Origin of the sequence: Virgibacillus halodenitrificans JCM 12304 (genome assembly GCF_001310895.1) — a bacterium.
Classification (GTDB): domain Bacteria; phylum Bacillota; class Bacilli; order Bacillales; family Amphibacillaceae; genus Virgibacillus_Q; species Virgibacillus_Q halodenitrificans.
In genome coordinates this window covers 60,362-81,956 of sequence record NZ_BAZS01000016.1, presented here as the reverse complement: position 1 = coordinate 81,956, position 21,595 = coordinate 60,362, and the positions used below count along the sequence as shown (strand labels likewise).

Annotated in this window: 18 protein-coding genes and 2 pseudogenes; all 20 read right to left on the bottom strand. The window is 36.3% G+C overall.

Annotated features, from left to right (window positions below):
- Positions 1-113: 113 nt before the first annotated feature.
- The 20 genes and pseudogenes from JCM12304_RS10170 to JCM12304_RS10075 all read right to left on the bottom strand — a co-directional run bounded on the left by JCM12304_RS10170 (position 114) and on the right by JCM12304_RS10075 (position 21,481).
- Positions 114-374: a stage V sporulation protein S gene (locus tag JCM12304_RS10170; protein WP_019379345.1), complete on the bottom strand. Its 261-nt coding sequence runs from the start codon at positions 372-374 to the stop codon at positions 114-116.
- A 106-nt stretch (positions 375-480) separates the two neighbouring features.
- Positions 481-1,278, bottom strand: coding sequence for a 2',3'-cyclic-nucleotide 2'-phosphodiesterase (ymdB, locus tag JCM12304_RS10165; protein ID WP_019379344.1), 798 nt, complete (start codon positions 1,276-1,278; stop codon positions 481-483).
- Positions 1,279-1,406: 128 nt separating this feature from the next.
- On the bottom strand, positions 1,407-2,972 hold the full coding sequence (gene rny, locus JCM12304_RS10160) for a ribonuclease Y (protein WP_060680179.1): 1,566 nt from the start codon (positions 2,970-2,972) through the stop codon (positions 1,407-1,409).
- 355 nt (positions 2,973-3,327) lie between these two features.
- Positions 3,328-4,365: a recombinase RecA gene (gene recA / locus JCM12304_RS10155; protein ID WP_019375497.1), complete on the bottom strand. Its 1,038-nt coding sequence runs from the start codon at positions 4,363-4,365 to the stop codon at positions 3,328-3,330.
- A 172-nt stretch (positions 4,366-4,537) separates the two neighbouring features.
- Positions 4,538-5,788: a competence/damage-inducible protein A gene (locus JCM12304_RS10150; protein ID WP_060680177.1), complete on the bottom strand. Its 1,251-nt coding sequence runs from the start codon at positions 5,786-5,788 to the stop codon at positions 4,538-4,540.
- A complete protein-coding gene (gene pgsA / locus JCM12304_RS10145) occupies positions 5,785-6,363 on the bottom strand; it encodes a CDP-diacylglycerol--glycerol-3-phosphate 3-phosphatidyltransferase (RefSeq protein ID WP_060680175.1) in 579 nt (192 codons plus the stop codon). Before pgsA ends, JCM12304_RS10150 begins: the two co-directional genes overlap by 4 nt.
- A gap of 82 nt (positions 6,364-6,445) precedes the next feature.
- On the bottom strand, positions 6,446-7,357 hold the full coding sequence (locus tag JCM12304_RS10140) for a helix-turn-helix domain-containing protein (RefSeq protein ID WP_060680173.1): 912 nt from the start codon (positions 7,355-7,357) through the stop codon (positions 6,446-6,448).
- A gap of 17 nt (positions 7,358-7,374) precedes the next feature.
- Positions 7,375-8,166, bottom strand: coding sequence for a YmfK family protein (locus tag JCM12304_RS10135; RefSeq protein WP_060680171.1), 792 nt, complete (start codon positions 8,164-8,166; stop codon positions 7,375-7,377).
- Between the two features lie 150 nt (positions 8,167-8,316).
- Positions 8,317-8,571 carry a DUF3243 domain-containing protein gene (locus tag JCM12304_RS10130; protein WP_019375492.1) on the bottom strand — a complete coding sequence of 85 codons (255 nt, stop codon included), beginning with the start codon at positions 8,569-8,571 and terminating at the stop codon, positions 8,317-8,319.
- An 81-nt stretch (positions 8,572-8,652) separates the two neighbouring features.
- Positions 8,653-9,369, bottom strand: coding sequence for an elongation factor P 5-aminopentanone reductase (gene ymfI, locus JCM12304_RS10125; protein WP_060680169.1), 717 nt, complete (start codon positions 9,367-9,369; stop codon positions 8,653-8,655).
- Between the two features lie 9 nt (positions 9,370-9,378).
- Positions 9,379-10,662, bottom strand: a complete 1,284-nt coding sequence (gene yfmH / locus JCM12304_RS10120; RefSeq protein ID WP_060680168.1) for an EF-P 5-aminopentanol modification-associated protein YfmH — start codon at positions 10,660-10,662, stop codon at positions 9,379-9,381.
- Positions 10,655-11,965, bottom strand: a complete 1,311-nt coding sequence (gene yfmF, locus JCM12304_RS10115; protein WP_060680166.1) for an EF-P 5-aminopentanol modification-associated protein YfmF — start codon at positions 11,963-11,965, stop codon at positions 10,655-10,657. The genes yfmH and yfmF overlap by 8 nt, the downstream gene beginning before the upstream one ends.
- Positions 11,966-12,099: 134 nt before the next feature.
- Positions 12,100-13,052, bottom strand: a pseudogene (locus JCM12304_RS10110) (ABC transporter permease).
- A complete protein-coding gene (locus JCM12304_RS10105; RefSeq protein WP_019375487.1) occupies positions 13,053-14,102 on the bottom strand; it encodes an ABC transporter permease in 1,050 nt (349 codons plus the stop codon).
- On the bottom strand, positions 14,089-15,630 hold the full coding sequence (locus JCM12304_RS10100; RefSeq protein ID WP_060680164.1) for an ABC transporter ATP-binding protein: 1,542 nt from the start codon (positions 15,628-15,630) through the stop codon (positions 14,089-14,091). Before JCM12304_RS10100 ends, JCM12304_RS10105 begins: the two co-directional genes overlap by 14 nt.
- 208 nt (positions 15,631-15,838) lie before the next feature.
- Positions 15,839-16,947 (bottom strand): annotated as a pseudogene (locus tag JCM12304_RS10095) (BMP family lipoprotein).
- A gap of 118 nt (positions 16,948-17,065) precedes the next feature.
- Positions 17,066-17,791: a GntR family transcriptional regulator gene (locus JCM12304_RS10090; RefSeq protein WP_019375484.1), complete on the bottom strand. Its 726-nt coding sequence runs from the start codon at positions 17,789-17,791 to the stop codon at positions 17,066-17,068.
- Positions 17,792-18,138: 347 nt separating this feature from the next.
- Positions 18,139-20,424, bottom strand: coding sequence for an FtsK/SpoIIIE family DNA translocase (locus tag JCM12304_RS10085; protein WP_060680162.1), 2,286 nt, complete (start codon positions 20,422-20,424; stop codon positions 18,139-18,141).
- Between the two features lie 122 nt (positions 20,425-20,546).
- On the bottom strand, positions 20,547-20,747 hold the full coding sequence (locus JCM12304_RS10080; protein ID WP_019375482.1) for a YlzJ-like family protein: 201 nt from the start codon (positions 20,745-20,747) through the stop codon (positions 20,547-20,549).
- On the bottom strand, positions 20,747-21,481 hold the full coding sequence (locus tag JCM12304_RS10075; protein ID WP_019375481.1) for a ClpP family protease: 735 nt from the start codon (positions 21,479-21,481) through the stop codon (positions 20,747-20,749). The genes JCM12304_RS10080 and JCM12304_RS10075 overlap by 1 nt, the downstream gene beginning before the upstream one ends.
- Between the last annotated feature and the right edge of the window lie 114 nt (positions 21,482-21,595).

Below are 21,595 nucleotides of genomic sequence, written 5' to 3'. Positions count from 1 at the left end.
CTATTTACCGAATCATTGGTTAACTCTTTGAGACATTTTTATATTTCTTTAACCAATCAAAAAGCAGTATTACGTTTTATGCGTAATACTGCTGCTTGCTTCTGAAAAATAAGCTACCTTGGTTCAATAATAAGCTTAATAGCCGTTCTTTCTTCATTATCAATCATGATGTCAGTAAAAGCTGGTATACAAATAAGATCTACTCCACTTGGTGCAACAAATCCCCGGGAGATAGCTACTGCCTTAACTGCTTGATTTAAAGCACCCGCACCAATAGCCTGAATTTCTGCTGATCCACGTTCACGCAAGACATTTGCAAGTGCACCTGCTACTGAATTTGGATTTGATTTTGCTGAAACCTTTAATACGTCCATTACTAGTACCTCCTTGATTTCCTATTATAGTTCTATTTCTACTATATTCCTGGAGATGTTAGCTTATTACATTATTATGAACCAAAAATTTAAAACATTCAATGAATCATCCAAAAAACGGATGGTCTTCGTTTATTAGAATTCTTTCTACATGCGTAGCTTTTCCGTTAGACTTATCTATTGTAACCAGAATTCCGTTTAATTGTGTTCTTCCCTCTTTTGTAATTTCAAAACGTACCGGCATAGAAGTAAGGAATCTCTTAATTACGGCATCTCTTTCAACCCCTAATATTCCATCATAAGGACCAGTCATTCCAACATCTGATATATATGCCGTTCCATTTGGTAAAATGCGCTCATCTGCAGTTTGTGTATGTGTGTGAGTCCCCACAACTGCACTTACTCTTCCATCAAGATACCAACCCATAGCTTGCTTTTCACTAGTTGCTTCCCCATGGAAATCCAGAAAAATTATATTCGTCCGCTGTTTTGCTTCTGTAACTAATTCATCAATCTTTACAAAGGGATCATCGCTTGGTGGAAGAAATGCCCTACCCTGTAAGTTAATAACGGCAACTTCCTGACCATTGAGGTTAATGTAGACAATTCCCTTACCAGGATTGTTTTCCGGGAAGTTAGCCGGTCTTATAAGGTTCTTCGCATCATCTATAAAATCAAATATTTCCTTTTTATCCCATGTATGATTTCCCATCGTAACTACATTTGCTCCATCTTCAAGGAACTTTTTATATATTTTCTCTGTTATTCCCTTACCAGAAGCTGCATTTTCTCCATTAACAATAGTAAGGTGTGGGCGATACTTTTCCTTTAACTTCGGTAGGTATTCATGTACCATGTCTCTCCCTGGTGAACCTACAACATCACCAATAAACAATATTTTCATGTTTATATCCATCTCCTTATACTAGTTTCCCAAAAGTTCTTCCGTATGTAACTCATATAACGATTATAAGCTATAACATATATCTAATTGTTTCTTAAGCAAAAATAAAAGCGGCCATATGACCGCTTTTATTTTGCATACTCTACTGATCTCGTTTCTCGAATAACAGTAACTTTTATATGACCGGGATAATCAAGCTCTCCCTCGATTCGCTTTCGTATATCTCGGGCAATTCGAACAGATTCAATGTCATCAATTTCATCAGGTTTAACCATAATTCGGATTTCTCTACCTGCTTGAATTGCGAATGATTTCTCAACCCCGGCAAATGATTCAGAAATTTCTTCCAGTTTCTCTAAACGTTTGATATAGTTTTCTAATGTTTCACTTCGTGCACCTGGTCTTGCTGCAGATAATGCATCAGCAGCAGCAACTAGTACAGAGATAATGGAAGTAGGTTCCTCGTCCCCATGGTGAGAAGCAATTGAATTAATGACTACTTCGTGCTCCTTATATTTCATTGCAAGCTCTTTACCGATCTCCACATGACTACCTTCCACTTCATGATCAATTGCTTTACCAATATCATGTAGTAATCCAGCTCTTCTTGCTAAGGTAACATCTTCACCTAATTCAGCAGCAAGCAGCCCAGCAAGATATGCAACCTCTGTAGAGTGCTTCAATACATTTTGTCCATAGCTAGTCCGATATTTTAGACGACCGAGAATTTTTATTAGATCCGGATGCAGACCGTGTACTCCTACTTCAAAAGTTGTCTCTTCCCCTATTTCACGTATATACTCATCCACTTCACGACGTGCTTTATCTACCATCTCCTCAATACGAGCAGGATGGATTCTGCCGTCTTGAACAAGTTTCTCTAAAGCCATACGAGCTGTTTCTCTTCGAATAGGATCAAAACCGGATAAAATCACTGCCTCTGGTGTATCATCGATGATTAAATCAATACCTGTCAGTGTTTCCAAGGTTCGTATATTTCTTCCTTCACGGCCAATAATACGTCCTTTCATTTCATCATTTGGCAAGTTAACAACTGAAACAGTTGTTTCTGCAACATGATCTGCAGCACAACGTTGGAGTGCCAACGAAAGAATATTTTTAGCCTTTTTATCAGCTTCTTCTTTTGCACGGTTTTCTGCTTCTTTAATCATTAAAGCCGATTCATGAGCTACTTCTTTTTCAATCCGCTCTAAAATAACTTGTCTAGCCTGGTCAGTTGTATATCCTGAAATGCGCTCAAGCTCCGTTTGCTGCTCTTGTAATGTAGTTTCCACTTTGCTTTCCATTTCTTCAATTTGTTGTTGTTTTTCTGTTAGTGATTGTTCTTTCTTCTCTAACAAGAGCTCACGCTTGTCCAGTGTTTCACTTTTTCTGTCCAGATTTTCTTCTTTTTGCATCAGACGATTTTCTTGCTTTTGAACTTCGTTTCGGCGGTCACGCAATTCCTCTTCTGTCTGCTGACGAAGTCTGTGATTTTCATCCTTCGCCTCAAGAAGTGCCTCTTTTTTAGCGGCATCTGCATTTCGGTGTGCCTCATCTACTATTTGTTTAGCTAACGTCTCTGCACTAGAAATTTTAGCTTCCGCAATAGATTTACGAATCAGATAACCAACAACAATACCGACGATTAGGAATAGAGCAAGCAAAATGGAGATGATTAAAGGATTGTCCATAATTTCACCTCCTGTTGCTATAAAATTTTACAATTCATTATTGTCGGCATGTACCATTTTTCAATGCAAAATTAATAATAAATCATAGAATATAAATTATAAATTTATACATTATTAATTTTAATTGTCTGTCACATGAATGTCAAGGAAACGTCATAAGTTGTTGGGTGAATATGGGAAAATATTTTTATTGAATAAAGTTATTTACTAACAAATAATCTTTGGTTAAAAACGTCTCTATACCCCCGAATCCAGAGATAATGTTCAAATCAAGCTGGAAATGCTATTTAATAATCTCTTTTTAATAAAAAAAGCCCCTTCTTCTATTGTGTAGAGGAAGGGAACTTCTCATCTATTAAACATCTAAACTTCCTTGACCTATTTCTTCTTCTGTTTCTTCTTTTGTTTCATCTAATTGATAGTGATCGCGTATAGCGCGGTGAATTTCCGCCATCATATCTGTATTTTCTTTTAAAAACTGCTTTGCATTTTCTCTACCTTGGCCTAGGCGTTCTTCATTGTAGGAATACCATGCACCGCTTTTCAGAACAATATCAAGATCTGAACCAATATCAAGAATTTCTCCTTCTTTAGAAATACCTTCACCATACATGATATCAACTTCTGCCTGTTTAAATGGAGGGGCAACCTTATTTTTTACTACTTTTATACGCGCTTTATTCCCCATTATATCGTTACCTTGTTTCAATGTCTCAGCACGACGTACTTCTAATCGTACTGAAGAGTAAAACTTAAGCGCACGTCCCCCAGGTGTGGTCTCTGGATTACCAAACATAACTCCAACTTTTTCACGAATTTGGTTAATAAAAATTGCTGTCGTATGTGATTTATTAATAGCACCTGAAAGTTTTCGCAGAGCCTGCGACATTAATCGTGCTTGTAAACCAACATGAGAGTCACCCATTTCACCCTCAATTTCTGCTTTTGGTACAAGAGCAGCTACAGAATCCACTACAATAATATCTACTGCACCACTTCGCACAAGAGCTTCAGCGATCTCCAATGCCTGTTCTCCAGTATCTGGCTGGGATAGTAATAACTCTTCAATATTAACTCCTAAGGCACGTGCATAGTTAGGATCCAGTGCATGCTCTGCATCTATAAATGCCGCTTGTCCACCTTGTTTCTGTGCTTCTGCAATAGCATGAAGTGCAACAGTAGTTTTACCAGAAGATTCCGGTCCATATATTTCTACTACTCTACCTCTTGGGTAGCCGCCTATTCCTAATGCTACATCCAAAGCTAAAGATCCACTAGGTATGGTGGCTATTTTTTGTAGTTCCTGTTCACCTAATTTCATAATGGACCCTTTACCAAATTGCTTCTCTATTTGTCTTAACGCCATATCTAACGCTTGTTTTCTATCGCTCAAAGTATTTCCTCCTTTAATCTACTATTTACATCATACTATGTTTTTTGATATTTGCCAAGAAAAACACGAATAAATGTTCTGCTTTTTTCTTAAGTAAAAGAGCAGTAGATATTGATTTTCTGACAATATTTTTTATTAAATAAGCTAAATTCTTGTATTACATGGGAAAGAATTATGATTTTATATAATTAAAAAGAATTTCAAATCCTTTTAGGACTGCTTTACTTCGAATAGCTGTTCGGTCTCCTTGAAAAGAATATTCTTGAACTACATGCTTCCCTTCAAGATCACTAACCGCAATAAACACGGTACCAACAGGCTTATTCTCCATCTGGCCTGGACCCGCTACTCCTGTAAATCCAATCCCAAAATCTGAATCTGTTCGCTTCCACGCATTTTCAGCCATTTCCAAAGCGCATTCTTTACTCACTGTACCAAATGATCGAATAACTTCATCAGAGACCCCTAACAGATCAGATTTCATTTTAGCATCATAACATATTATACCACCGCGGCAAACCTGTGAAGCACCTTCAACAGACACTAGTCTTTCAGTAAATTTACCTCCCGTTAAGCTCTCGGCAGCAGCTATTTTCTTACCAGCTTGTTTTAGTAACCTAATCAATTCTTCCTCAACAGTTTGTTCATCAGTACCATAATGGTATCTTCCTATCTTGCCCAATATTTTTTGTTTCGTTAAATCAAGTAGTTTATCAGCTTCTTCATCTGCTTTCGCCTTGACAGTTAACCGAATAACTACACCATCATTTTGAGCTAAAGGTGCTATAGTTGGGTTACTTTGATTTTTTATTAAATCATAAAGTTCATATTCCAAGCGTGACTCACCAATCCCGATAAATTTTAGTACGGTAGATTTAATAATATCGGACTGGCCGGTCATTTCCTGCAAATACGGGAAGACCTCATTCTCCGCAAGGTATTTCATTTCGCGTGGTACTCCTGGAAGGAAAATCCACGTCTTTTTTTCGAAGCTTACAATCATTCCGGGTGCCATTCCCATTTTGTTATCCAATACATGTGCGCCTTCAAAAATCCGCGCTTGTTTACGATTATTAGGTGTCATTTCAGTATTTTGCTTTTTAAAATAGGAGATGATCTTTTCCATAGCTGGATGATCCTCAACAATCCGAAGATTACTTATACGCTGGAAACCTTCCCTCGTTAAATCATCGTCTGTTGGGCCAAGACCGCCTGTCACAATAATAATATCAGAGCGTTCGTGTGCTGATCTAAAGGTTTCCTCTACTCTCGTAAGGTTATCCCCAACCACACCATGATAATAGACGTTTAATCCATACTTCGCCAGCTGTTGGGACAACCATTGGGCGTTTGTATTTGCAATTTGACCAAGCAATAATTCAGTGCCTACTGCAATAATTTCTGTTTTAATCTGTTTTGTCACTTAGAATCCCTCATAACATGCCAATTTTTAATAAAGTAATCCACACCTGAAACAATTGTAAAGAACAAAGCTACATAAAGCATTAATGTTCCAAAAGGAAACCCGATATAAGAAAAAGGAAAGTTGTGAAGTAAGAGAGCTGCAATAGCAATCATCTGGGTTGCTGTTTTTAATTTGCCCATACTCCCTGCTGCAAGGACAAAACCTTCACCTGCCGCAACAAGGCGAAGACCAGTGACAGCAAACTCTCTGCTTATGATAATTATGACAACCCATGCAGGAGCAAATCCCATTTCAACTAATAGAATTAAGGCTGCTGAAACAAGTAATTTATCTGCAAGCGGATCTAAAAACTTCCCTAAATTCGTCACTAAATTATATTTACGGGCATAAAAACCATCTACCCAATCAGTAACGGATGCGAAAATAAATAATATTGCTGCCGCAAAATCGGCTATTGGTAATGTACTTTCACCAATCTGCCAGTTTCCCCAATTTAAAGGAAGGCTTAACAAGAGAATAAAGATGGGGATTAATAAAATACGTGATATGGTAATTCTATTTGGTATATTCATTAGTACGATTTCCTCCTAGGCTAACAAAAATAAGGTATAAAACCCTTCCTGTTAAATGGAAGGGTGTACACGGGTATAATAATTATTCAGATTGCTCTTGCAGATTTACCCATATCTTCTGCACTACATTTTCATTTGGGTCAACAGGATAATTTAACTCCACCCCATTTATGTTGATTGTTAAGGCAGAAGCGTTTCCAATGTTAAAATAAAGTTGTTCTGCCTTGGAGGCTTCCAACTCCATAGGTGTGTCCTCACTTGTTAACATCCCACTATAAAGTGATTCATTCTTTTCATCATTCACATCTAACCATGTTTCTCCAGACGCTTCCAAAGTCACTGTTACTTCATCTGTAGCATTCAGTAAATTAAAAGTTGACTTTGTACCACTGGACGCTTCTTCATCCAAACGAAGCTCCGGTTGTTTAGCCTTTTCTTGTTCTTGCTGATCTTTTGACTGATCGCCTTCTCCTTCTTTTGATTCGTCCTCATTTTTTTGCTCATCATTATCTGTGTTGTCTTGTTTATTATCTTCTGGGTTATTAATTATTATTTCATTTTCGTCCTGTTTTTGTGGAGAAGTCGAATTAGAATCTTCCATGGATTGTTTAATTAAAAACCATGCAACGAAAAAGATACCGATAATTAATAACACAACAATTATTGTAGGGATAACAGAAAACACCTTCGAGTTTTTATCCTGGTTGTTATCTTTTCTAGTCCGTTGTATTCTGCTGTATTGGACCTCTTCATCATTTTCTGTTTTAGGTATTTCTTCTTTATACTCTTGTAATAACTCAGCTGGGTCTATTCCAACAGCATTAGCGTATTCTTTAATAAAAGCTCTGGCATAAAACTTACCAGGTAAAATATGCAGGTTGCCGTCCTCAATAGCTTTCAAATATCTCTTTTGAATTTTTGTAGTTTCCTGCAAGCTATCCAATGACAGCCCTTTTGCTTCTCTAGCTTCCTTAAGCCTTGAACCTACTTCCATAACTAACACCATCCATTTTAAAAATCGAACATAGAAAATCCGCTTTCCTGATTAAATTGCTGGTCTTCAAGCGGCTCGTATGTAATTTTTTCATCTTCATGACTGCGTAATTCAATAATATAATCAAAATCATCTATATTATATTCTGTAGATTGAACAAAGATATCAGGGTGTTCGACTACTTTTATAGCAGGCAGCTGCATAACCTCTCTAATTAATTGCCAATGTTGTTCATTTGCTCGTCGTTTAGAAACAACTCCGTCTATAATATAGATATTATCTGTGTTGTACTCTCCTTCTATCAATTTACTTCGTACTGTTTGCTTTAATAAGGTGCTGGAAACAAATAACCACCTTTTATTTGCACAAACACTTGCAGCGACCACTGATTCTGTTTTACCAACTCGTGGCATTCCTCGTAAACCAATTAATTTATGACCTTCTTCTTTATATAATTCTGCCATAAAATCAACTAATATTCCAAGTTCATCACGAACAAATCGAATAGTTTTACGATCGTCCACATCTCTATGGATATATTTCCCATGGCGGACAGCTAATTTATCACGTAGCTTAGGTTTTCTAAGTTTTGTAACAATTATTGTATCCATTGTTTCCAAGATTAGTTTTAGCCTCTTTATATTTTCATCATACTGAGATAGGAGCAGCATTCCTCTTCGCTGATTTTCCACGCCATTTATTGTAATAATATTTATGGAAAGCATTCCTAACAAAGAGGAAATATCACCAAGTAAACCAGGACGGTTTACTTGAATCTCATATTCAAAATACCATTCCGTTTTTTCCATGAGTAGTCTCCTTCTGTTTCCATAATAATACAAGATTAATATAAGTCTATCATAAATGATTTTTGGCTGGGTGAAAAGTAATTATCTTTACAAAATATAAAAACAATAAAAAGCTGCAGGTAATTATTCTGCAGCTTTTTATAACGTTACTTATTTGCCTTTATTTTGTACTAATTTTACCATTGTGTTGGCAATTGCTTGTTGTTCTTGTTCTGATGCCGCATTCCACAGTTCACGAAGTACAGCCTCTTCATTATTTTTAGCATCAACGCTTTGTGCAAGATAATCTCCAACCTCATGTGCAACGTTTTGAATCGTATCCTCACTCATACCTTGCTGCTTCGCTTGATCTAATTTATTGGCCAAAAAACCTTTCCATGATTCAAAGTTATCAAGAACTGACATATATATGCCTCCTTCAGTTTTTTTACATGTATAGTATTTGAGTATCTTATTTGTTTATACATGCTTACTGAAGAAATTTAATTACCATCCACCAGTAATATTAATTACTTCACCTTGAATATAAGCTGAGCGGCTATCCATTAGAAAACTTACTACATGAGCAACTTCATCAGGATGTCCTGCCCGGTTTATTGGTATGTCTTCTATTATTACTTTTTTTTCCTCTTCTAGAAAATGGCCATTCATTTTAGTATCAATATATCCTGGACTTATTGCATTCACTGAAACACCTGAACGAGCAACTTCTTTTGCAAGAGCTTTAACAAAACTGTTTTGCGAGCCCTTAACTGAAGAATAAAGAACTTCATTACTTGCGCCTTGCTCCGCCCAAATAGACGTAATAAAAATAATATTGCCGTTTTGGCGTTGGACCATGTAAGGCAATAAATGCTTTATAATCATCCATGGCGATTTAACATGTAATGCAAGCATTTCATCCATTAGTGATTCTGTAGCATCCTGGAAAACACCAAAAGATGTCTTACCACTCGCAAATATGAGATGATCTACAGGAAAAACCAATTGTTTCAGAAAATTTTTCAGCTCGTTGGAAGAAGTTAAATCAGCCTGAATCATTTGTAATACGGATTCACTACCCAAATCTTTAATGTGATAATCCAAAATTTCTTTGTTTTTATTGTAATGGAGAATTAGCTTATATCCATCTTGAGCCAATCTTTTTGAGATCGCCATACCAATATCACCACTTGCTCCAACTATTAATACATTATTCCCCATATCTTCAACCTATTTAGCTGAAATCGTACAAACAGCTATTCTTTCTTCAGTAATCCACTGTCGGAGGAATTGAGTTGCATCTTCAAGGCTAAGTTTCTGTATAGCAGGAATGACCTCAAAAAAGTCAATGTCCAGCATGTGGTATTGAGTATATTGGTTGGCAATGAATTCTAAGGAGTTCATTTGTCTCAACAATTGACCAATTTTTTTCTTTTTCATACGCTCAAATTCTTCTTCTGTAAGTTGGATACGATTGGTTGATAATAGTTGTTCTTTTACTTTAGCAGCAAACTTTTCCGGCTCTGCAGAATTACTGCCTATCAAAGTATAACCAAAGTTCTTTTCTAAATTCGTTTCAAAATAAAAACTATCATCAATTAAATTTTGTTCATATAATTCCTGATAAAATGTTCCGCTTTTTGAAAAGTAATGGCTGAGTAGCATATTTTGCAATAGATCCTTGTGTAAGTAGTCCTTACCAAAAAGTTCACGAACAGATTCCTTAATACCAACCGTACACTTTGGTATAGATACAGGCATATTTAAGTAAGTTTCTTTTTTGGCTACGTGTTCTGGCTCGTCTGGGAACTCCCTTAAAATATCATCCATTTTTGCAAATTGCTTAGATTCCTGATTTTCTTTAATGAGAGACATCATTTTTCCGGCTTCAAAATTCCCCGCCAAGAATAGAGTCATGTTTTCTGGATGATAAAACGTGTTATAACACATATATAAATCATCTTTCGTGATAGAATGTATTGACTCAACCGTACCAGCTATATCAATGTTCACGGGATGCTTTTTAAACATGCTTTTTATAGTCCCCATAAAAGCTTGCCAATCAGGTTGATCATCATACATTTTAATTTCTTGAGCGATTATGCCTTTTTCCTTTTCTACCGATTGCTCAGAAAAGTATGGATCTTGTACAAAGTCAATCAATGTTAGTACGTTCTTTTCAATATGATCTGTAGCGGAAAATAAATAAGCAGTCTTCGTAAAAGAAGTAAAAGCATTCGGAGATGCCCCTTGTTTTCCGAAGTCGGCAAATACGTCCCTATCCTCTTTTTCAAATAGCTTATGTTCGAGGAAATGCGCAACCCCTTCAGGAACAGTGACCTTATTCTTCTCTCCAATAGGTACAAACGTCTGATCAATCGATCCATAATTTGTTGTAAAAAGACCATATGTTTTTGCCATTTCTTTTTTTGGTAATAAGAGGACAGTTAATCCATTGGCCAGTTTCTCTGAATAGATAGTCTCTTCTATATGTGAATAATTTTTGCTATTCATCAGAAGCATCCCCCTTTGTTGTTAATAAATATAATGTATCTTCCTCCAGTTTCTTTGCTACTTGGACTACATCTTCTTTTGTGACTTTATTTATATTATCAATAAGTTGTTTTGGAGGTAAAATCCAATCAGATAATACTTGTTGATATAATAATTCGATCAAACCTTGGGGATGATCCATTGTTTCCAGTAGTTGATTTGTTATCAATTCTTTTATCTGTTGCATATCCTCAAGAGAGAAATCCCCATTTTTCATTGCTTCAACTTGAAGTCTAATAATATCACGCGCTTTTTCGTAATCCTCTGGGGCAATCCCGCTAAATACAAGTAACAAACCTTTTTGACTTTCCATACGGGAGGCAGCATAATACGCAAGACTGTTTTTTTCTCTTACATTGATGAACAATTTAGAGCTTGGAAAACCACCAAATAACCCATTAAATACATGTAAAGCAGAATAGTCGTCATCCCGGAAAGTAACATTCGTTCGATATCCAATATGAAGCTTAGCCTGTTGAAGTTGTTGCTTTTCAATTATTTCTTTCGGTTGTTTTACTTCTTTTTTAGTTTGTTTTTGTTTAGAAGACTTTTCTGTTAGCACATTACTTTTTTTATCTTCCAATTGCTTATGAAGCATCGGAGAAAGAATGTCATTAATGTGTTCTTCATCATAATCTCCCTGAATATATATATCAATCTGATCTTCCATTAACATTTTCTTATAATAGTTGTATAAATTAGTGCTATCTATTTCGGCTAGATCTTCTTCGTACCCATGGACGTGTAAACGATAGTTTTCATTTTCACACATTTCCTCAATCAACCTTATATTTGCATAAGCCATTTTATCATCTTGTACAGACTGAATTTTTCTTAGCAAGGTATCTTTTTCTCGTAGTATAACTGCATTGTCAAAGGAGCCGTTCACTTTTCTCGGATTAAACAGCAGTTCAATCAATAAAGCAATCCCTTCCTCTGTAATACTGGAAGCATCAGGCACAAATTTTTCATTTGCAAGTTCTAACCTGAGACTTAAAATATGACTCTCTCCCTTTTTTCCTCCATCAATGGATAATGTTGCACCATATAGATCAGCAAGTTTCTTTTGTAAATCCTGCTTGGTTGCATAGTTTTCAGTCCCTTGCTGCAAAATATAAGGAAGGAGTGCTCTTTTCGTAATTGTTTCTCTTTCTAAGTTGCCTTTTATTTTAACAACAATTGATAATGTCTTATATTTCTTTGTTTTAATAAAATGTAGGTTAAATCCTTTTTCATTTTTAATTCTTTCAGTAAATCCGAGCATTCTATAACCTCCAGTAAATGTCGTATACCCATAGGCTTACTTATCTTATTCTGCACATATCTTCCATTTATAATCCATTATAAAACAAAAAAAACTGACTTGCTATAATTACATAGCAAGTCAGTAAGAAATCATTATCTGCTTCCTTTAATATATGGTTCTCCATTCGCTCGGGGTGCTTCTGCTCGCCCTATAAAACCTGCTAAAGCAAGTATTGTAAGTACATAAGGTGCTATTAACAAGAACACCTGAGGAACATCCTGCAATACAGGAATCCCTCCACTTACTACACTCAGGCTTTGTGCTAAACCAAAGAAAAGAGCAGCACCCATAGCACCGAGTGGATGCCATTTTCCGAATATTACAGCCGCAAGTGCCATGAATCCTTGCCCCACTATAGTCGAATGAGAAAAGTTAGACACAATGGTTAACGCAAATACAGATCCACCTAAGCCACCTAATGCTCCAGAAAGAATAACAGCAATATACCTCATACGATATACATTAATACCATTTGTATCCGCAGCCATCGGATGTTCACCAACCGCTCGAAGTCTTAAACCAAATGGAGTACGATATAATACATACCATGCTATAAAAGCAAAAATAATAGCGATGTATGATGTTACATATATTCCCTGGAAGAAGATAGGCCCGATAATTGGAATGTCTGCGAGAATAGGAATGTCCGTTCTAAAGAACGGTTCAGATACCATATCTGTCTGCCCTTTACCATACCATTGTTTTGTTAAGTAAACTCCAATACCCAAAGCTAACATGTTGATTGCTACACCACTTACAACCTGATTAGCTCTAAACGATACGGAAGCTACCGCATGAATAATAGAAAATATGGCGCCGATGAATGTAGCAACAATAATGGATACCCATGGGTCCATGATCCAAAAACATCCGCAAAGGTTAGGTTAAAAACAATTCCTACAAAAGCTCCCATAACCATTAACCCTTCCAAGCCTATATTAACAACACCGGATCGTTCACTAAATACTCCGCCTAATGCTGTAAAAATTAATGGAGCTGAAAAGAATAAAACTGTCGGGATCAGTGATTGTAAAATATCAATCATTTATTTCCCCTCCTTTTTAAAGCGAAGTAAGAACCAGCGAATTATATAGCTAGATGCGACAAAGAAAATAATTAGTGCGATTATAATGTCAACTAATTCAGTAGGAACACCAGCACTAGTTGGCATTTGACCGGCCCCTTCCTTAAGAACCCCAAAGAGAATTGCCGCCAAAACAACACCTAAAGCATTATTTGATCCAAGTAACGCAACAGCAATCCCGTCAAACCCAAGATTTGTAAAACCAGACATAACAGATATCGTGCCATACGTACCTACACCTTCCATCGCTCCCGCAAGCCCAGCAAAAGCGCCTGAAATTACCATTGATAGAATAATATTCTTACTAACATTCATACCTGCATATCTAGAAGCATGTTGATTAAAACCAACCGCTTTCAGTTCATAACCAATCGTTGTACGTTGAACAATAAACCACATAATTATTGCAGCAAACAAAGCTACAAGAATTCCATAGTGCATCCTTGAGAAAAACGTCAATGTCTGCAACCATTCTGAAGCTAAAGAAGCTGTTGCTGGTATGGCTTCTGTTGTTGTTTCTTGCTCAGTTAGAACATTACGAATAATTTCGTTCGTTATAAATAAAGCAATATAGTTCATCATAATTGTTACAATAACTTCATGAACTCCTAATTTAGCTTTTAGTAGCCCTGGAACGAAACCCCAAAGAGCTCCAGCAAGCATTGCAACAATTAAAACAAGAGGTAAATGTAAAATCATAGGCGCATCTACTGCTAATCCTACCCATACAGCGGCAAGCCAGCCAACAATTACCTGTCCTTCGGCACCTATGTTAAATAACCCGGACCGGAAGGCAAACGCAACAGCCAACCCAGTTAAAATTAATGGAGTAATTCTTCTGATCGTTTCCCCGATCGTAAATGCATCACCAAAAGCGCCATTCCATAAAGCTGCATACCCTTCAATGGGGCTATAGCCTGAGACTAGCATAATAATTGCACCCGCAAGTAATCCAAGTAATACGGAAATTACTGGAACCAAGATTCCAAATAGTCTATTATTCTGAGTCATTATGCACACCCGCCTCACTTAGTTGACTACCTGCCATTAAGAGACCCAATTGCTGCTCATTTGTGTTTTCCGGAGTAACATTCGCAACAATTTTTCCATCGAACATAACAGCAATACGATCACTAACATCCATAATTTCATCCAATTCAAAAGATACGAGTAAAATTGCTTTTCCTTTATCCCGTTCTTCAATCAGCTTTTTGTGGATAAATTCAATTGCACCTACATCCAAGCCTCTGGTAGGCTGTGCAGCTATTAATAAATCAGGTGATCGATCTACTTCTCTTCCAATAATAGCTTTTTGCTGATTACCACCAGAAAGCGCGCGAGCAAGAGTGGATGCACTCGGAGTTCTCACATCATATTCTTTAATTAAACTTTCAGCCTTATCATATACTTCTTTAAAATTAAGAACAGTAGCTTTGGAGTAAGGCTTCTTATAATAGGTTTGTAGTACCATATTTTCTGCAACGGGATAATCTAAGACTAACCCATATTTATGTCGATCCTGGGGTATGTGACCAAGCCCACTTTCAGTAACTTTTCGTGGATTAAGGTTGGTAATGGATTTATTATTTAACTTAATTGATCCAGAATTCGCCTTTCTTAGTCCGGTAATTGCCTCAATCAACTCAGATTGACCATTCCCGTCTACCCCAGCAATACCTACAATCTCACCTGCTTTTACCTCGAGATTTAAACCTTTAACCAAATCTACTTTTCTAGCATCCTTAACAAATAAATTCTCTATTTCCAGAATGGTTTGACCTGGTACTGCTTTCTTTTTCTCTGTATGGAAGCTTACTTCCCGACCAACCATAAGAGATGCCAGCTCATTTGTAGTGGTGTCTTTAATATTTACTGTACCAATACCTTTTCCTTTACGGATAACTGTACAACGATCGCAAACCTCCATAATTTCTTTTAATTTATGGGTAATTAAAATGATTGACTTCCCTTCCTTGATTAAAGAACGCATAATTTCGATCAATTCATTTATTTCCTGTGGAGTAAGAACTGCTGTAGGTTCGTCAAAAATAAGCACCTCTGCTCCTCTATACAGTGTTTTAAGAATTTCAACCCGTTGTTGCATCCCCACGGAAATATCACTAATTTTAGCGGTTGGATCAACTTTTAATCCATAGCGATCTGATAATTCCTGAATTTCGCGTTCCGCTTTTTTAATATTTATTTTCCCTGATTTGGTAGTCGGTTCGCTGCCCAATATAATATTTTGAGTAACAGTAAATGGTTCAACTAACATAAAGTGTTGATGCACCATTCCGATTCCAAAATCATTGGCAATATTTGGGTTCGTGATATTCACTTTTTGACCTTTAACACGAATCTCACCTTGCTCAGGTTGATATAAACCGAATAACACATTCATTAAAGTAGATTTCCCAGCACCATTTTCACCTAATAAGGCATGAATTTCACCTTGCTTCACTTGAACAGTTATATTGTCATTTGCTACTATACCCGGAAACTCTTTACGTATATTTAGCATTTCTATTACATAATCCATAATTACTCCCCCCTCTTAACACATTCATTTTATTTGTCTTTTTTGCACTATTTAAGTATTTACTAAAATCACCAAATGAAAAGAACAACAAGCAATTATTCTCTTCAGTTGAAAATTTAGTTAGAAAAGGATGGAAAGGCTGGTATTCCCAGCCTTCCACATTTTTACATAATAGATGTAAAAGATTACTATTTTTACTACCTAACTATTACAGTGAATCAATAAAGCCTTTTAATTCTTCATGTGTTTGAGGAACTTCCACATCACCGTTTAGAATTTTCTCTTTCCACTCATTTACGGAATCAACTATTTCCTTAGTCATGGCATCCTCATTTGTTGTTGCAACATTAATTGCGTCTTCTTCCAGACCGAATTCAAGCTTTTCTCCACCTGGGAATTCTCCGTTCATTGCCTGTTCAGTAACATTTTTAACTGCAACGTCCACACGTTTAACCATTGATGTAAGAGTTACATTATGGTCACCGATTTGTCCTTCTTCATGCTGGTCACGGTCTACACCGATTACCCAAATTTTGCGTTCAGGATCATTTTGCTTAATGTCTTTAGCTTCATTAAATACCCCGTTTCCAGTTCCACCAGAAGCATGATAGATAATATCAATTCCATTGTTATACATATTTGAAGCAATTATCTTACCTTTTGCAGGATCACCAAATGACTCAGCATACTCTACTTCCACTTCAATGTCTGGATTTACAGATTTTGCTCCTGCAATAAACCCTGATTCGAATTTGTTAATTAATGGAGAATCTACTCCACCTACAAATCCTAATTTATTTGTTTCTGTTTTTTGGGCAGCTGCAACACCGACTAGAAATGAGCCAATATGTTCTTTAAAAGTGATACTTACTGCATTATCTGCTTCTATTGTGTCATCCACTAGTGCAAAATGTGTATCTGGATATTGTTTAGCAACTTTTTGTAAGTCTTCTTTCAATTCAAAACCGATACCAAAAATTAAATCATATTCATCACGGATTAAACGGTTAAGGTTTGGAATATAGTCAGCTTTTTCATTTGATTGAGCATAGTCAAAACCATTACCTTTCTCAAGACCGTTTTCTTTTCCCCACTCTTGCAAACCTTCCCAAGCAGATTGGTTAAATGATTTATCATCCACCCACCAATATCTGTTACCATAGCTGCACTAAAGTCTTCATTTGCAGCTTCTTTCGAAGATCCGCTGTCTCCACCACTTTCTTTTTCTTCCTTATCGGAACCGCTTCCACAAGCAGCAAGAACCATAGATAGTCCAAGCAATAATGCAAATAATAAAATAAATTTACGATTTTTCATTTTCTAACCCCCATTATAAATGTTTTGTAATAAAATTAATTCCTTGTAAATCGCTTTATGCGTTGGTCATCACCTCCCAAAATATATGAAAACCTTTTCATTATCGCCCTGAAAAGAACTAAGTTCTTTTTCTCAATACATGAAAACTAAAATAGTCAGGTCTGAAATAATTGGCTGAATACAATACAGGTTCATCTTCGTTTGTGTAATGCATTTGTTTTAGCAGCAGTAAAGATTGCTCCGGATCACAATTTAAAATATCATAAATTCGATCATGATACCCAATTGGTTCTATATAAGTAACGGCATAGGCAATTCGCTTCCCTGCGTATTCTTCCATTAATTGAAATAGTGAATCCTCTTTATGTACTCTATCTAATGGAATCAAGTGTTCAGGGACTTTATCAATACAGAATACAACCGGTGTATTATCAGCTGTACGCACCCTTTCTATTTTCGCAAGCGTTTCTACTTTTTTCGGATGGAATTTTTCGCGTTCTTCTTCTGTAGGACTCACAAACTCAGTTGTTAGGTATTGAGACCCAGCATGTTTTCCTGATTGTTCAATCATATATGTAACGCTATTCAATTGTTCAATTCCTGAGGAGAATATTGGCTTAGGATTAACAAAGGTACCAACACCATGTCTTCTAGTTACAATATTGTCTTCCTCCATAATTCGCAATGCCTCACGTAAAGTTGCACGAGACACCCCTAGTAGCTTAGACAGCTGGAATTCAGAAGGAAGCTTTTCTTTTTCCTTATATTTACCATTTTCAATATCTCGTTTTACTTGATCGATCACTTGTAAGTATAAGTGCCGTGAATCCATCTTAATTGACATAAAATCCCCCCTTTTTTCTCTAGTTAATTTACCAGACATCTGACTTCTGACGTTCGACTGTTTGTCTGTCATAAATATATCATTATTATAAAAATAAATAAATAGCTATAGGACATTTTCCTCAAAAATATTTGGACAAATTCCGAATTTTTTATGAAAAACAGGCAAAAAGCATGATTTTCTTCCTTCATTCATAAGAAAAAACCGAACCAGCATGCTTTAAAAACATGAATCGGTTCGATTTTTTGTAGATAAAATTGTTCAGTTATTCATATTCAATATTCATAAAATCTTTATTATTTAAATGCCAGGAACAAAGCTGAGGGTATAAACTTGTTCTTATTCTATTAGGATGTTTGTTCTTCTGTTGCCTGAGTAACCAGAACTGTTCTAGGTTTACTGCCTTCATATGGACCGACAATCCCTCTATCCTCCATTGCATCTATTAATCTTGCAGCCCTCGTATAGCCTACACGAAAGCGTCTTTGCAACATAGATACACTAGCGCTTTGCATTTCAGTTACGAGCTGAACTGCTTCCTCATATAATTCATCATCCACTTCTTCTTTTACTTCACTAGTTTCTTCTGGAATCATTTCCTCCTGATATGAAGCTTTCTGTTGATCGATACAATGATCAACTATTCGTTCTACTTCCTCATCAGATAAGAATGCACCTTGAACTCGTACTGGCTTTGAGGCACCAACAGGCATAAACAGCATGTCTCCTCTTCCTAAAAGTTTTTCCGCCCCACCTGAATCCAGTATTGTGCGTGAATCCGTTTGTGAAGAGACACTAAACGCTATTCTGGAAGGAATATTTGCCTTAATAACGCCAGTAATAACGTCTACTGAAGGACGTTGTGTCGCTATAATAAGATGAATCCCCGCCGCACGGGCCATTTGTGCCAATCTGGTAATGGCATCTTCAACGTCATTGGATGCAACCATCATCAAGTCTGCTAATTCATCTACTAGTACGACAATATAAGGAAGATTTGGTTGTTCTTCGTCTGTAGTCTGATTATATTTACGGATATACTCATTATATCCTTCAATATTACGTGTGCCAGTGTCAGAGAATAATTCATATCTCCTTTCCATCTCGGAAACAACCTTTTTTAAAGCTCTTGAAGCTTTTTTCGGATCAGTTACTACAGGAGCCAAAAGATGTGGAATTCCGTTGTAAACATTTAGTTCCACTTTTTTCGGATCAATCATCATCATTTTTACCTCATGCGGTTTAGTGCGCATAAGTATGGTGGTTATTATTCCATTTACACAAACACTTTTACCACTACCTGTTGCTCCAGCTATTAATAGATGTGGCATTTTATTAAGTTCGGCCACAATTGCTTCTCCAGAAATATCTCTTCCTAATGCAAATAATAGTTTTGATTTAAGATTGTTCATTGAATTATCAAGTACTTCTCGTAAAGATACCATAGCAATTTCTTGATTTGGGACTTCAATTCCTACAGCTGATTTCCCCGGTATAGGCGCCTCAATACGTATATCCTTAGCTGCTAAAGCTAAAGCGAGATCGTCATGCAAGCTGACAATTTTACTTACTTTCACACCTGCTTCCGGATATATTTCATATTTGGTAACTGCAGGACCTACATTTACTTTAGTTACACGAGCCTTCACACCAAAACTTTGAAATGTTTTCTCCAGCTTCTTTACAGTGGCCTGAATTTGAGACTTCTCATTTTGCTGTGAATTATGTGATGGCTCAGCTAACAATTTAGGAGAAGGCAACTCATATTCGTAGTTTTCCACTTCAGTCATAGGCAAATGTTCGATTGGATCTTCCTTCGCTAAGTCCTCTGTCTTGTTAACTGAAACTTGTTCCTTTTCTTGTTTTGCTGGCATTTCTTTTTCAATCTCTTGATAAGAATATGCTGTATCTGTAAAATCCTGAATAACAGGCTCTTCTTTTTCATCATATGTGCTTTCCATACCCATTTTCTCATTTTCAGTTTTCGTTTTCTTTGTCTCTCTATTTGCTATCTTTCTTTCTTTCCAGCCATTACGAATAGCAGAGAGTTTAGATGAGAACTTTTTAAGTAATTTTGAAGAAAAATCACCTAAAGAAAATTCCGTCATATATATTATACCGATAATAATAGAAAATGAAGCAACAATCTTCGCTCCTACAAGGGAGAAGAGATAATAACTAAACATAAACAGAATAGCGCCAATCATTCCACCACCTAAGGCTGCGGCATTACCTTCTCCATTAATAAATGCTATAAAGTGCTCCCAAGTCATTGCTAAAATTGATACATTTTCATTAACTAACAATCTATCAAATGTTTGAATATGAGTCATTAATAAAATACCAATAAATAAAATATAGAAACCGATAAGTTTTTTGTTAAAAAAGTCAGGATATTTTCTTTTAATTACTAAAAGCAAACCCGTAATCATCAGAAATATCGATGCTACAAAATACCATATACCAAGAAAGAATCTAAAAAAATATTCCAGTCCACCTGGTATTGCTCCGTCACTAATTGCGCTTGCTCCACTACCGAATATTGCCAAAAAAATAAAAAGCAGCCCAAGTAATTCTAGCTTTAGCTGTTTTTTTATTTTATTGCTCTTTTTCTTGCGTCTTTTTTTCGCCATTCTTTCTCACCTCTGTTAACAAACTTTGCTAAAGCCGGAAACCCTTGCCGTGTAAGGCAAGGGTTATTAAATCCATTTTAATTATATCATAAATAAAGTGTACAACTAGATTATATAGGTATTTAAGGTAAAATTCTCCCAGGTGTGAATTTATCATCTAGAAAATCCTGTGGGTCTGTAGATAATAACTGTACCAGTTGATATCGTCCTTCTGCAGTTTTATCCACACAGATTGATCTGCCTTCATAGGTAATATATTCTCTATTTGTATTTTCTTCCTCTGGAAAAATTTCTTCTTGTGTTAAAGGTGTATATAAGATCATTATTGAATCACCTGTTTTCCAGTTTCGTTCGTCTGTCCTATTAATTCATTTAGCTTGGCCATCGCTTCTTTCACACCGCCAACACCGTCAATTAATCCATAATCTACTGCATCTGCACCAACAACATTTGTACCAATATCTCTCGTTAAATTACCTTTTGCGAACATCAAATCTTTAAACTTTTCTTCCTTAATATTTGAATGATTAATAACAAAATTAATTACTCTGTCTTGCATTTTATCCAAATACTCAAATGTTTGCGGTACGCCAATTACTAATCCTGTAAGCCTAACTGGGTGAATGGTCATCGTTGCTGTAGGAGCTATAAAAGAATGATCTGTTGCCACAGCTATAGGTACTCCAATCGAATGGCCTCCTCCAAGTACAATAGATACGGTCGGTTTAGAGATGGAAGCAATCATCTCAGCCAGGGCTAAACCCGCCTCGACATCGCCCCCTACTGTATTTAGTAGTATAATCATTCCTTCAATTTTTGGGTTTTGCTCAATCGCAATCAATTGAGGTAGCAAATGCTCATACTTCGTTGTTTTATTTTGTGGTGGTAGTTGTATATGTCCTTCTACCTGTCCAATAATCGATAGTACATGGATATTGGAATCCGGGGCAGCAGGAATGTTAGATTGTCCCAGCTGCTGAATTTTTTGCACAATAGAGGAAGAGTTTGCTTGCTGATCTTGGTTTTGGTCTTCCTTTTTTTCATCTTCTTTATTCATTAGTATGCACATCCTTTATTGAGTCTCTAGCCATAGTATGAGCATATTTAGGGAGGTACATGCATAAGAATAGCGGAAGCAGCTAAAACAGAAGAGAGAAACTCAGGATAAGTA